Source organism: Polaromonas naphthalenivorans CJ2, assembly GCF_000015505.1.
GTDB lineage: Bacteria > Pseudomonadota > Gammaproteobacteria > Burkholderiales > Burkholderiaceae_C > Polaromonas > Polaromonas naphthalenivorans.
Map to the genome: position 1 here is coordinate 2,896,976 of NC_008781.1, position 12,411 is coordinate 2,909,386.

Here is a 12,411-nt window from a genome sequence, read left to right on the forward strand (position 1 = left end):
TCAACTTCTAGTCGGCCAGCGCGCCGAATCCCGCGTCTTCGACTCGCTTGCCAAACTCCCTCCACCCTGGCAGTTTTTCCCCACAGTCGAATGGCGCAACCTGCAACGCGATGGCGAAAACGTCGGCGAGGCCGATGTGGTTGTCTTTCATCCACACCATGGCCTGATCATTTTTCGAGATCAAAGCCGGGGCGGTCGAGGTGCGCGATGGCATTTGGTATTACGCCTCCGGCCTGGCAATGAAGCAGTCGCCTTTTTCGCAGGCGCGGCGCAATCGCTATGCGCTCGTTGAGAAGTTGCGCCACCGGCTCGGCAAAGATACGGTGGAGTCGCTCATGGTCACCCATGCGGCGTGGTTCCCTGATGTGGTCTGGCGCGCTGCGCTGCCAGGCATGGAAGCCCCGTCACGGGCTTTTTTGTTGGACCGATCTTCACTGGCTGAACCTGAACTCGCCCTGTTGCGTCTGTTCCGCGAAGCTGCGCCCGAGCCCCAGGTGTGGACCCGTGCGCAACAACAGGCCTTGAAGGAGCTGTTGGCGCCCGACTGCCACCTGCTGGTGCCCTTGGCCAACAAGGTCGATGACGCGGTTGACGCGCTGTATCGCGCCACGGAACAACAGATTGCCGTGTTGCGAATGCTGCGCTCGCAATCTCGCTTGCTGGTCGAAGGCGGCGCCGGTTCCGGCAAGACGGTTCTGGCCTGTGCGCTGGCCAGAGAACATGCCGCCTTGGGCAAATCGGTGTTGCTCACTTGTTACAACCTGCTATTGGCGCAGCATTTGGCGGAAACGCTGGCCGATGTGCCGGGGATCACCGTGCTGCCTTTCCACGAACTGGTGCGCCGCACGGCCATTGCATCCGGCCTGGGCTATGAAGTGCCAAAGAACAGCGAGGCACGCGCCCGGTTTTTCAAGGAAGATTCAGCTGACCTGCTACTTTCTGCCGCCGAGGCAGGCACCACACGCTTTGACACCCTGATCGTGGACGAGGCTGCGGATTTTTTCACCCACTTGGTGGATAGCTTTGGAGGCCTTGGGCCACCCGAATTTCAGCTGGTATTGTTTCTACGACCACCGGCAGTCGATTTATCAGACAAGCGAAAGCTGGGAACCACCCTTTCAGGCTGCGCCGATGAGCCTGGATATCAATTTGCGCAACACCCGCGCCATTGGTGAATTCGCAGCCCGGTTGGGGCAGTGTTCGCTGCCTGCAACTTATCGCGTAGAGGCGGGGGAATTGCCAGTCGTTCAAGTCAGCCAGAATTTTGCCGAGATGGCCGGCCAGTTGCGGCAACTGCTACGCAACCTGCTGCGAAAAGAGGCGCTGACGCCAGACCGCATCGTCGTTCTGGCGCCTTATCGGCACACCAATCCGCAATCGGGTTGGGCGGCGGGTCTGGACGAATTTCCGGTAACAACCGAGATGGTCAATCCACCGCCCGGCCATGTTCGCGTGGGCACGATTCAGGGTTTCAAGGGGCTGGAAGCTGATGTGGCGATTTTGGCGGGCATCGACGGCCCTGCCAGCAAACACCACGAAACGCTCTACGTCGGAGCCAGCCGGGCACGAGGCGCGCTGTATGTTCTGGCACTGGAAAAGGCGGGGCTTGATTTAATCGCCGTTTGATAAGCACTTCATGCCAGAGCCACTCGCTGGAACGCTTCATGCTTTGTGCAGCGCAGCATTCTTTTGTTGCCAGTGACTGAACAGGAGCTTTTTCATGCCGGACCTCACCGTGACCAAATTTTCGCATGTCAAACCGGGCGATACGCCCTATCTGCCGGGCGGCTTGCGTGATTTCTTTTTGTACCGCGACCTGGGCATCGCCGAAGCGACCCACGGAAAAGTGATTGCGCACCTTGTCAGGGCCAACATGGCACCAGAAAACGGCACGGGCTGGCACCGCCATGAAGCGGATTTTCAGATTGTGATCATGATCACGGGCTGGGCGCGCTTCATGTACGGCGACAAGGAAACGCTGGTGGAAGCGGGCGACGTGGTGCATCAGAGCCCCGGTATCAGCCACTACCTGTTCGATTACTCGCCCGATATGGAATACCTTGAAATCGTCTCGCCGGCTGATTTCAAGTCGATTGACGTGGCGCCGGTGTGCGAGATTCCGCCCTGCACGCCGTGGGAAAGCTGAAGCGCTGGCCGGGCTTCAGAACTCCGCATCCAGCTCGTCAATGTCCTCGGGCTCTTCCTTGGCCTCGGCCACCCATTCCTTCATGGCGGGCAGCGCCATGATGCGCTTGCAGTAGGCGGCGCTGGTTTTGTCAATCGCCACGTCGTAGGTCAAAAAGCGCGTGACCACCGGCGCGTACATGGCGTCGGCCATGCAGGGCTGCTTGCCGAACAGGTAGGGGCCGCCGTAAGTGGCCAGGCACTCTTTCCAGATCTCCAGCACGCGGTCGATGTCGGCCTGCGCCCGTGACCAGACCTTGAAGCCGGGAAAGTGCGCCTTGAGGTTCATCGGCAGCGACGACCGCAAGGAGGCAAAGCCGGAATGCATTTCGCCGCAGATGGCGCGGCAATGCGCCCGCGCCTTGATGTCAGGCGGCAGCAACTGCGCTTCGGGCTTGATTTCATGCAGGTATTCGGCAATCGCCAGCGTGTCCCAGACTTTCACGCCGCTGTGCTCCAGCGAAGGCACCAAGATGCTCGACGACAGCAGCAGCATCTCGGCGCGCATCGCCGGATCATCGAGCGGAATCACCTTTTCGGTGAATTCCAGTCCGGCCAGCCTGGCCAGCAACCAGCCGCGCAGGGACCAGGAGCCATAGTTTTTACTGCTGATGGTCAAAACGGTTTTGGTCATGGGGAACTCCTTGGGGGCAAGACGGGGCAAGATTCTTGTGCAAAGGTTGTGCCAGCCGGTGCTGCTTGCCACGCACCAGCCTGGGGCGGCGGCGGCACTGGCCCGTAACTTGCCTGCAAAAGCAGGGTATTGGTGCAAAACGCCGTGATGAAATGCCTGCCTCGGGCAAGGAAACCCATGCTTTACTCTGCCTATCAACTCCAGTCCGACCTGATGTCACCGTTTCGCCTGCTGGCCCAGGGCACCAGCGCCGCCCTGTGGCTGAACAGGACCGAGGGCAGTTGGCTGCGCAAGTTCTCTGCGTCGATGGAGGTGTTTTCGCGCATGCGATTGACCCATACACGGCCGGCTTACGACATCACGTCGGTGAAAATCGGCGAGCAGGAGTTTCCGGTCACCGAGGAAACCGTGCTGAGCATGCCGTTTGGAACGCTGCTGCGCTTCAAAAAGGAAGCTTCCAGCGACCTGCCCCACCAGCCGCCGGTGCTGCTGGTGGCGCCGCTGTCAGGCCATTTCGCCACCTTGCTGCGCGAGACGGCCCGCACCCTGCTACAAGACCACGATGTGTACATCACCGACTGGCACAACGCGCGCGACGTTTCGCTACGCCACGGCGCTTTTGCGCTGGACGACTACATCGACCACATGATCCGCTTCATCCAGACGATTGGCCCCGGCACGCATGTGATCGCCGTGTGCCAGCCCTGCGTGGCGGCGCTGGCGGCCACGGCCCTGATGGCCGAAAACGATGACCCGGCCACGCCGCGCAGCCTGACGCTGATGGCCGGCCCGGTGGACTGCCGGGTGAACCCCACGGGCGTCAACACGCTGGCCACCAGCAAGCCCATCGAATGGTTCGAGAAAAACCTGATCAGCCATGTGCCGCTGCCCCACGCCGGCCATATGCGCCGCGTGTACCCCGGTTTTGTGCAGGTCAGCGCGTTTCTGGCCATGAACCTGGAGCGCCACAAGAAGTCGTTCAAGGACATGTACCAGCACCTGGTCGAGGGCGACAAGGAAAAAGCCGATGTGATCCGCAAGTTTTACGATGAATACTTGGCCGTGAACGACCTGCCGGCAGAGTTCTACCTGGAAACCGTCGAAAAAGTGTTTCAGACCTACGACCTGCCGCTCGGAAAGCTCAGCTACCGGGGCCGCATCGTGAAGCCCGCAGCCATTCGCCATACGGCGCTCATGACGGTCGAAGGGGAACGCGACGACATTTGCGCCGTCGGCCAGACCCTGGCCGCGCAAGACCTGTGCAGCAGCATTCCCCCCTACATGCGCACCCACCACATCCAGACCGGCGTGGGCCATTACGGGGTGTTCAGCGGCCGCCGGTGGAACCAGCTGATTTACCCGCGCGTGCGGGAAATGATTCACGCAAGCATGCGTCCAGGCATGTAAGGAAATGAAAATGGGCGGCGCTGCGGCCCGCCCTGCGCATCAATCGCGCTCGGCGTCGCTTTCGGCGGGCCAGTCGCGAATGTAGGCCTTGAGCATCTTGTTCTCGAAGTTCTGGCTGTCCACCACGGCCTTGGCCACGTCGTACAGGCTGATCACGCCCATCAGCATTTTCTGGCTCATCACCGGCATGTAGCGCGCGTGGCGGTCCAGCATCATGCGGCGCACTTCGTCGATCTCGGTATCGGGCGTGCAGGTCAGCGGATGGTCGTCCATGGCCTTGCGCACCAGCGTGCGGCCAATCTCGCCGCCGTTGGCGACGATGCAGACAATCACCTCGCGAAAGGTCAGCATGCCGACCAGGTCGCCATGCTCCATGACGACCAGCGAGCCGATGTCTTTTTCGGCCATGATATCGGCTGCCTTTGCCAGCGGTTCATCGGGCTGAACGGTGTAAAGCGTGTTGCCTTTTACCCGCAGGATGTCTGCTACCTTCATCGTTTCTCCTCAATGGTTCTGGCAAGCGCTTAACCGCTTTTGCCAGCTTGTTGTTCAGGGTGCCCGCCGCGACGCGGTACGGGTAATCAGGGTACAAATCCGTATCAAATATAGCCCACAATCCCTTCGCCGCCGGTAACGATTACCCCGGCCTTGCGTCCTTTTTCCATCCAGGACCGGGATGCGGCCGCGTGCCGTTGAAAAAATCAGCTTTTTTGTACTGGAGACTCCATTCATGCCCGGTTATTCAGACCCCGGTTTCGACACCCTGGCGCTGCACGCAGGCGCCGCGCCCGACCCGGCCACCGGGGCGCGCGCCGTACCCATCCACCTGACCACCTCCTTCGTCTTCGAGTCCAGCGACCACGCCGCCAGCCTCTTTAACCTGGAGCGCGCCGGGCATGTGTATTCGCGCATCAGCAACCCGACCAATGCAGTGCTGGAGCAGCGCATCTCGGCGCTTGAAGGCGGCATCGGCGCCATCGCCACGGCCAGCGGCCAGGCCGCGCTGCACCTGGCCATTGCCACGCTGATGGGCGCGGGCTCGCACATCGTCGCCAGCACCGCGCTCTACGGCGGCAGCCAGAACCTGCTGCATTACACGCTGCGCCGCTTTGGCATAGCCACCACGTTTGTCAAGCCCGGCGACATCGACGGCTGGCGCGCGGCCGTGCGGCCCACTACCCGCCTCTTTTTCGGTGAAACCGTCGGCAATCCGGGCCTGGAAGTGCTGGACATCCCGGTCGTCGCCAGCATGGCCCATGAAGCGAAGGTGCCGCTGCTGATCGATTCGACGCTGACCTCGCCCTGGCTCATCAAGCCTTTCGACCACGGCGCCGACCTGGTGTACCACTCGGCGACCAAGTTCCTGAGCGGCCACGGCACGGTGATTGGCGGACTGGTGGTCGATGGCGGCAGTTTCGACTGGGATCAATCGGGCAAGTTCGCCGAACTCAGCCAGCCTTATGACGGCTTTCACCACATGGTGTTCAGCGAGGAAAGCACGGTCGGCGCGTTCTTGCTGCGCGCGCGCCGCGAAGGGCTGCGCGACTTCGGCGCTTGCATGAGCCCGCACACCGCCTGGCTGATTTTGCAGGGCATCGAAACGCTGCCGCTGCGCATGGCGCGCCACATCGGCAACACCGAAAAGGTCGTGGCCTTCCTGGCCAGCCACCCTTTTGTGTCGCGCGTCGGCCACCCGATGCTCGAATCGCACCCCAGCCACGCGCTGGCGAAAAAGCTGCTGCCGCGCGGCGCCGGTTCGGTGTTCAGCTTCGACCTCAAGGGCAGCCGCGCCCAGGGCAAGGCCTTTGTGGAGTCGCTCAAGGTCTTCAGCCACCTGGCCAATGTCGGCGACTGCCGCAGCCTGGTGATCCACCCGGCCAGCACCACGCATTTCCGCATGAGCGACGAGGCGCTGCAAGGCGCCGGCATCACGCAGGGAACGATACGTCTGTCCATCGGCCTGGAAGACCCGGACGACCTGATCGACGACCTCAAGCGCGCATTGAAAGTCGCAGAAAAGGCAGGCGCGTGATGCAGCTCAGCGTCAACGGCCATAGCGCCTACTGCTACACCGGCGGCAAGCCCTTCGATGCCGCGCAGCCGACCGTGGTCTTCATCCACGGCGTGCTCAATGACCACAGCGTCTGGATCTTGCAGAGCCGCTACCTGGCGCACCACGGCTGGAACGTGCTGGCGGTGGACCTGCCCGGCCACTGCCGCAGCGGCGGCGATGCGCCCTCCTCCGTCGAGGAAGCTGCGGATTTCATCGCCGCGCTGCTCGATGCGGCCGGTGTGGAGCGCGCTGCACTGGTCGGCCACAGCTGGGGCTCGCTGATCGCGCTCGAAGCCGCTTCAAGGTTGAAAGACCGCGTCAGCCACCTGGTGCTGGTCGGCACAGCCTTTCCGATGAAGGTCTCGCCCGCGCTGCTGGACGCGGCGCTGAACGAGCCGATGAAGGCGCTCAAGCTGGTCAATGTGTTCTCGCGCAGCACGCTGGCGCCACCACCCTCGGCGCTCGGCCCCGGCACCTGGGTTTATGGCGCCAGCATGGCGCTGGGCCGGCGCGTGCTGGCGAGCAATACCCGGGTCAACGTCTTTCACCGGGGCTTCAAGGCCTGCGACCGCTATGCCAACGGCGAAGCGGCGATTCAGTCCATCACCTGCCCGGTGCTGTTCGTGCTCGGCGCGCAGGACCAGATGACGCCGCCCAAGGCCGCGCAAGGGCTGATCGACGCCGCCCTTCAGGCCGGCAAGACGGTCAAGGTCGCGCGCCTGGACGTTGGCCATCACCAGATGAGCGAAGCGCCCGACGCGACGCTGTTCGCGATCCTGGACTTCCTGGCGGCCTGAGTATTCACGGCCCCAGCCAGGCCGAGGGCAAGCTAGCGGCTGGCGTCAACCGAGCATCCGATTGCCAAGCCGGGCGACGATCAGATCGTGCAGTGCTTGCGCAGCCACGGACAGGCTGGTGCCCTGCCGTTGCACCAGATGCACGGTGCGCGTCAGCGAAGGCAGGGGCAGCGGCCGCGTCACCACTGCGCCCCGAAAGTGAAAAAGCGTCAGCGCAGGCACGACGCTGATGCCAAGCCCGGCCTCGACCAGGCCCCTCACCGTCGCCAGGTGCTCGACCTCGAACACGGCGTTCAGACGCAGCGGATGCAGCGCCGCGTCGAGCGCCTGGCGCACGCTGCTGTTGCGCGTCATCTGGATGAAGGGCCATGGCAGCAGTTTGGCGGCCGTCAGGCACGTCTCGCTTGCCAGCGGATGGTCTTTCAAGCACACCAGATGAAACCCGTCGGCGCACAGCTTGTGCGCGCTCAAGTCGCTCAGCCCGGCGCCAGCGCCGGGTACGGCCAGCGCAAAATCGGCTTGTCCGCTGCGAACGAGTGCGATGCATTCGTCTGACAGGGCATCGTGCAGGTCGAGCGTGATTCCCGGCCAGGCCTGCATGAATTCGGCGAACACCGCTGGCAGCCAGCCCGCGGCCAGCGAGGGCAAGGCAGCGACGCGCACGCGGCCCTTGCGCAGCTCGACATGGCTGGCCAGGTTCTCCAGCGCGCTGCCCATGTCCTCAAGCAGGCGCCGCGCCGGGCCTTCAAACAAGCGGCCCTCCGGCGTGAGTTGCACGCGGCGCTTGTCGCGGTCGAAAAGGCGCGTACCCAGCGCAGTTTCGAGCGTGCCGATGAGCGCGCTGAAGGCTGGCTGCGACAGGTGGCAGGTAAGCGCTGCGCGCGTGAAGTTGCGCTGGTCGGCCAGTGCGGCAAATGCGCGAAGCTGCCTTGTTGAAAGGTCGGGCGTCCTCAATCAAACCTCCTGGGTCATTGATCTGAATTTCAGATTAGTTCATCCAAAGTTTGAATTTTACGGATTAGTAATTTATCCCTAAAGTAGGCTTCATTCAAATTAATCAGGAGACAAGAAGCCCATGACTTCCATTGCCCGTCCACCGCTGCTCGTTGGTTGCGCAGCCGGTTTTTCAGGTGACCGGACCGATGCGGCCGGCCCGGTGGTTGACACGCTGATCGCCCGGCTTGCCCAAGGCCCGTCCGGGCAGCGTGCCTTCCTTATTTTTGAAACCCTCGCCGAACGCACGCTGGCCCTGGCGCAGCTTCGCCGGCGCGCCGACCCCGAAGCCGGCTACGAGCCGCTGCTCGACGCGATGCTGCGCCCCGTGCTGGCGCGTTGCCTCCTGCACGGCATCCGTATCGTGAGCAACTTTGGCGCGGCCAACCCGCGTGCCGCGGCGCGGCACATTGCGCGCATGGCGCGCGAGCTTGGCGCAACGGCACCGCGCATTGCCGTGGTCGAGGGCGACGACCTTTCCTCGCCGGAACAGCGCGCCTTGCTGCGTGAGCAGCTCGGTGCCCGGATGGACGGCCTGGCGGTGGTGAGCGCCAACGCCTACATCGGCGCAGAGCCGATCGCAGCGGCACTCGATGCCGGCGCACAGATCGTGGTGTGCGGCCGCGTGGCCGATCCGTCGCTGACGGTCGGCCCCGCCATGTCCCACTTCGGCTGGCGAGCGGACGACTGGACGGTGCTGGGCCGGGCCACGATGGCCGGGCATCTCCTTGAATGCGGCGCGCAGGTCTGCGGCGGCTACTTCGCCGACCCGGGCTACAAGGACGTGCCAGGGCTGGAGCGCGTCGGCTTTCCGATTGCCGAAATCGAGGCAGATGGCCGGTGCACGATCGGCAAGGCGGACGGCACCGGCGGTCTGGTGACGGAATCGACCGTCAAGGAGCAACTGCTCTACGAGGTGCATGATCCCGCCGCCTACCTCACGCCCGACGTGATCGCCGACATCGGGGAGGCACAGGTCGCTGCGCAGGACACTGACCGGGTGCTGCTGACCGGCGTGCGCGGCCATGCACGCCCGTCGCACTACAAGGTCAACGTCTGCCACGAAGGCGGCTGGCTGGCCGAGGGCGAGATCTCCTACGCCGGCGCCCGCGCCGAAGCGCGTGCCCGCCTTGCCGCCGATGTGCTTCGCAGCCGCCTGGCGGGCTTGACCTTGCGTGTCGATCTGATCGGCGCGCTCAGCCTCTTCAATGACGATGCCGGCCATGCGCTCGCAGCGACCCCCGACAGCGGCATGCGCGACGTGCGGCTGCGCGTTGCAGCCACGCATGCAGACCGCGCCGAAGCCGAGCGCCTGGGCCGCGAGGTGATGGCGCTCTACACCTGCGGCCCGGCCGGCGGCGGCGGCGTGCGCAGCACCCTGACGCCGCGCCTCAACACCCTCTCGTGCCTGCTTGCGCGCGAGGCCGTGCCCGTCCGATTCGAAATGGTGGCCCCATGAACTGCATCACCGTTCCTCTTTACCGTGCAGCGCACGGCCGCACCGGCGACAAGGGCGACCGCTCCAACATCAGCGTCATTGCCTGGCATACCGACCTGTTTGCACTCTTGGTCGAACAGATCACGCCCGAGGCGGTGGCCGCCCAGTTTCGCCATCGTTCTCCAAGCTGCGTGCAGCGCTTTGTGCTACCCCGGCTGCAGGCGATGAACTTCGTGCTTGACGCGGTTCTGGACGGCGGCGTCAACGATGCGCTCAACCTCGACGCGCATGGCAAGGCGCTGTCGTTCCTGCTGCTCGAGCTGCCCATCGATGTGCCCGATCACCTGCAACACCTGCTCGCCGGCCCGTCCGGCAGCCCCTGATTTTTTACAACCCCCAACGGAGACAACCCGATCATGACCCGCTTTCAATCAATGGCTTTGGCAGGCGCCGCCCTCGCGCTCGCGCCTTTATTCACCAACGCCCAGACCTTTCCTGCCAAGACGATCACCTTTGTGGTGCCGTTCGCCGCAGGCACCGCGACCGACCAGATTGCGCGGGCCGTCGCCAACGGCATCACCGCTGAAACCAGGCAGGCGGTCATCATTGACAACAAGGCCGGCGCGAGCGGCTTCATTGCGTCGCAGCAAGTGGCCAAGGCAGCGCCTGACGGCTACACCGTGCTCATCACGACGAACACGACGCACGCGGCCAACGAGCATCTCTTCAAGAAGCTGCCCTATGACCCGGTCAAGGACTACACACCGATCACCGCACTGGGCAAGGGCGGGCAGATCATGGTGGTCAACCCAGCTTTTCCGGCGAAGAGCGTGGCAGAGTTCGTCGCGCTCGCGAAAAAGAATCCCGGCAAGTACACCTTTGGCAGCGGAAGCTCATCAAGCCGCATGGCCGGCGAACTGCTGCAGCAGCTCGCCGACATCAAACTGCTGCATGTGCCCTACAAGAGCAACACGCTGGCGGTCACCGACCTGCTGGGCAGCCAGATCGACATGATGATCACGGATGCCGCGACCGGCCTGCCCCAGGTGAAGGCGGGCAAGCTGCGCGCGCTGGGCGTGTCAAGCGCCCAACGCTCGCCACTGGCGCCACAGGTACCAACCATCGCGGAGGCGGGCGTGAAGGGCTACGAAATGGGCTACTGGTTTGCCGCCTACGCGCCTGCCAGCACATCGCCTGCGGTGATCAGCCGGCTCAACGAGCTGCTGGTAAAAGCCGCGAAGAGCGAAGCAGCCAGGAAGGCCTTTTATGAACCCACCGGCACCGAGGTGTTCACCACATCGCCCGAAGAGCTTGCCAAATTCCAGACCGGCGAGTCGCAGAAGTGGGGCCGCATCGTCAAGGCCGCCGGCATCGAAGCCGATTGACATCCTCCCACGCCTGAAGGCGGGGGATTCCTACGGCGCTAAACATGAGTTGCCTCGCATCTAGTCGCTTCGGCGGGTTCCTGCTTCGCCGAGGCTGGTTGCGCCCTGCGCTTGCGCACAAGGCCAGAGCCGTCCTCTCCACAGGCTGCTGCGCGGTATCCCCGCGCCAATATGTTCATCGCGCCGACGACATCGGCGTGGTTCTCGTAGCCACATTCCACGCATTCAAACTTCGCTTGCGTTTTCCGGTTTGCCTTGGCGACATGCCCGCAGCACGGACAGGTCTGGCTGGTGTACTGCGCCGGCACGGCTATCAGCACCCCGCCGTTCCAGGCGAGCTTGTACTCCAGTTGCCGCCGGAACTCGAACCAGCCTTGATCGAGGATGGCTTTGTTCAGCCCGGACTTGGCGGCGACGTTTTTGCCCGGCTTGTCTGCATTGCCCGCTGCCGATTTGCTCATGTTGCGTACCTGCAAATCTTCAATGGCGACCATCGCGTGGTTTTGGCTGATGGCGCTTGTCGTCTTGTGCAGGAAGTCTTTGCGGACGTTGGCTATCCGGGTGTGGACTTTCTGAACCTTTCTTTTCGCTTTGTGCCAGTTTTTGCTGAATTTCACCTTGCGGCTCATGCGCCGCTGGTATTTGGCCAGGCGCTGTTCGTGGCACTTGAAGCTGTGCAGCGGCTCCACAAAACTGCCGTCGCTCATCGTGGCAAAGCGCGCTATGCCTACGTCGATGCCGATGGCTGTCGTTGCGACTGGAATCGGTTGTTCTACCTCTCGCTCGGTCTGGATGCTGGCAAACCACTTGCCGCCCGCTTGGCTGATGGTGATGTTTTTGGCCGTGCCCACAATGTCCCGGCTGTTGCGAAAGCGCATCCATCCCAGTTTGGGCAGGAAGATGCGGCTGTTGGGCTGGTCGATCCTGAAGCCTTGCGGAAAACGAAAACCCTCGCGCTGACCTTTTTTCTTGAACTTCGGGGAGGCGGCGCGTCTTTCAAAGAAGTTTTTCCAGGCTCGCTCCAGGTCTTTCAAAACTTGCTGCAAGGCTTGCGATGGAGCTTGCCTGAGCCACTCGAACTCCTGCTTCCAGTCTGGGAGCTTATTGGCCAATGCCACGTAGTTCATGAACTTTGCGCCCGCCGCGTGATTGGTTTTTTGCAATGCCAGCGCTTTGTTGAACACGAAGCGGCAGGCCCCGGCAAAGCGGCGCATCTGGCGCTGCTGCCCGCCGTTGGGCATGAGTTCGTATTTGAAGGCCTGGAGGCGCTGCATGCAGGCATTTTATGCAGCAATTTTGCTGATCAACGGCAAGTGGAGGACGCCTGCGGCGTCCGCGCTCTGCATCCCCGCCCTGAAGGACGGGGTTTTCCGCGCAAGATGGATAAAACCAGTTCGGGCCACCAACAGGGGCATGCGCATCTTGAGATGAGAATGCAATGAAGCGTCAGCATGCTTGATGATTTGCTATTTTTTTAATAGCTACCAGCGCGTATCCTGCAAGCGCAAACGACCTGTTTC

General features: G+C 62.9%; 14 protein-coding genes. 9 read left to right on the forward strand and 5 right to left on the reverse strand.

Features of this window, described 5'->3' with window-relative positions:
* Window positions 1–7 precede the first annotated feature (7 nt).
* Complete coding sequence (locus PNAP_RS13740; RefSeq protein WP_041376710.1) at window positions 8–214, reverse strand: hypothetical protein; 207 nt, start codon at window positions 212–214, stop codon at window positions 8–10.
* A gap of 25 nt (window positions 215–239) precedes the next feature.
* On the opposite strand from PNAP_RS13740, the gene PNAP_RS13745 reads away from it, so the two are divergent.
* From PNAP_RS13745 to PNAP_RS13755, 3 genes are all read left to right on the forward strand, one after another.
* Complete coding sequence (locus PNAP_RS13745; RefSeq protein WP_041376711.1) at window positions 240–1,175, forward strand: AAA family ATPase; 936 nt, start codon at window positions 240–242, stop codon at window positions 1,173–1,175.
* 61 nt (window positions 1,176–1,236) lie between these two features.
* Window positions 1,237–1,626, forward strand: coding sequence for an ATP-binding domain-containing protein (locus PNAP_RS13750; RefSeq protein ID WP_011802132.1), 390 nt, complete (start codon window positions 1,237–1,239; stop codon window positions 1,624–1,626).
* Between the two features lie 94 nt (window positions 1,627–1,720).
* Window positions 1,721–2,146 carry a cupin domain-containing protein gene (locus PNAP_RS13755; RefSeq protein ID WP_011802133.1) on the forward strand — a complete coding sequence of 142 codons (426 nt, stop codon included), beginning with the start codon at window positions 1,721–1,723 and terminating at the stop codon, window positions 2,144–2,146.
* A gap of 15 nt (window positions 2,147–2,161) precedes the next feature.
* On the opposite strand, the gene PNAP_RS13760 is transcribed toward PNAP_RS13755, so the two are convergent.
* Entirely contained in the window at window positions 2,162–2,818 is a 657-nt protein-coding gene (locus PNAP_RS13760) for a glutathione S-transferase family protein (RefSeq protein WP_011802134.1), read from the reverse strand.
* Between the two features lie 177 nt (window positions 2,819–2,995).
* Between PNAP_RS13760 and PNAP_RS13765 the strand changes: the two genes are divergently transcribed.
* Window positions 2,996–4,225: a polyhydroxyalkanoate depolymerase gene (locus PNAP_RS13765; RefSeq protein ID WP_011802135.1), complete on the forward strand. Its 1,230-nt coding sequence runs from the start codon at window positions 2,996–2,998 to the stop codon at window positions 4,223–4,225.
* Window positions 4,226–4,264: 39 nt separating this feature from the next.
* Here the strand turns inward: PNAP_RS13765 and PNAP_RS13770 are convergent, their stop codons facing one another.
* Entirely contained in the window at window positions 4,265–4,720 is a 456-nt protein-coding gene (locus PNAP_RS13770) for a CBS domain-containing protein (protein ID WP_011802136.1), read from the reverse strand.
* Window positions 4,721–4,955: 235 nt separating this feature from the next.
* Between PNAP_RS13770 and PNAP_RS13775 the strand changes: the two genes are divergently transcribed.
* On the forward strand, window positions 4,956–6,257 hold the full coding sequence (locus PNAP_RS13775; protein WP_041377281.1) for an O-acetylhomoserine aminocarboxypropyltransferase: 1,302 nt from the start codon (window positions 4,956–4,958) through the stop codon (window positions 6,255–6,257).
* On the forward strand, window positions 6,257–7,075 hold the full coding sequence (locus PNAP_RS13780) for an alpha/beta fold hydrolase (RefSeq protein WP_011802138.1): 819 nt from the start codon (window positions 6,257–6,259) through the stop codon (window positions 7,073–7,075). Before PNAP_RS13775 ends, PNAP_RS13780 begins: the two co-directional genes overlap by 1 nt.
* 45 nt (window positions 7,076–7,120) lie before the next feature.
* On the opposite strand, the gene PNAP_RS13785 is transcribed toward PNAP_RS13780, so the two are convergent.
* The gene (locus PNAP_RS13785; protein WP_011802139.1) at window positions 7,121–8,029 is read right to left on the reverse strand and encodes a LysR family transcriptional regulator; all 909 of its coding nucleotides are present in this window, start codon (window positions 8,027–8,029) and stop codon (window positions 7,121–7,123) included.
* Window positions 8,030–8,150: 121 nt separating this feature from the next.
* On the opposite strand from PNAP_RS13785, the gene PNAP_RS13790 reads away from it, so the two are divergent.
* The 3 genes from PNAP_RS13790 to PNAP_RS13800 are packed head-to-tail and all read left to right on the forward strand — an operon-like array spanning window position 8,151 to window position 10,891.
* A complete protein-coding gene (locus tag PNAP_RS13790; RefSeq protein ID WP_011802140.1) occupies window positions 8,151–9,527 on the forward strand; it encodes an acyclic terpene utilization AtuA family protein in 1,377 nt (458 codons plus the stop codon).
* A complete protein-coding gene (locus PNAP_RS13795; protein WP_011802141.1) occupies window positions 9,524–9,889 on the forward strand; it encodes an AtuA-related protein in 366 nt (121 codons plus the stop codon). The genes PNAP_RS13790 and PNAP_RS13795 overlap by 4 nt, the downstream gene beginning before the upstream one ends.
* A gap of 33 nt (window positions 9,890–9,922) precedes the next feature.
* Window positions 9,923–10,891 carry a Bug family tripartite tricarboxylate transporter substrate binding protein gene (locus PNAP_RS13800; RefSeq protein ID WP_011802142.1) on the forward strand — a complete coding sequence of 323 codons (969 nt, stop codon included), beginning with the start codon at window positions 9,923–9,925 and terminating at the stop codon, window positions 10,889–10,891.
* 38 nt (window positions 10,892–10,929) lie between these two features.
* Here PNAP_RS13800 and PNAP_RS13805 read toward each other — a convergent pair whose 3' ends face one another.
* Window positions 10,930–12,165, reverse strand: a complete 1,236-nt coding sequence (locus tag PNAP_RS13805; RefSeq protein ID WP_011802143.1) for an RNA-guided endonuclease InsQ/TnpB family protein — start codon at window positions 12,163–12,165, stop codon at window positions 10,930–10,932.
* Window positions 12,166–12,411 lie beyond the last annotated feature (246 nt).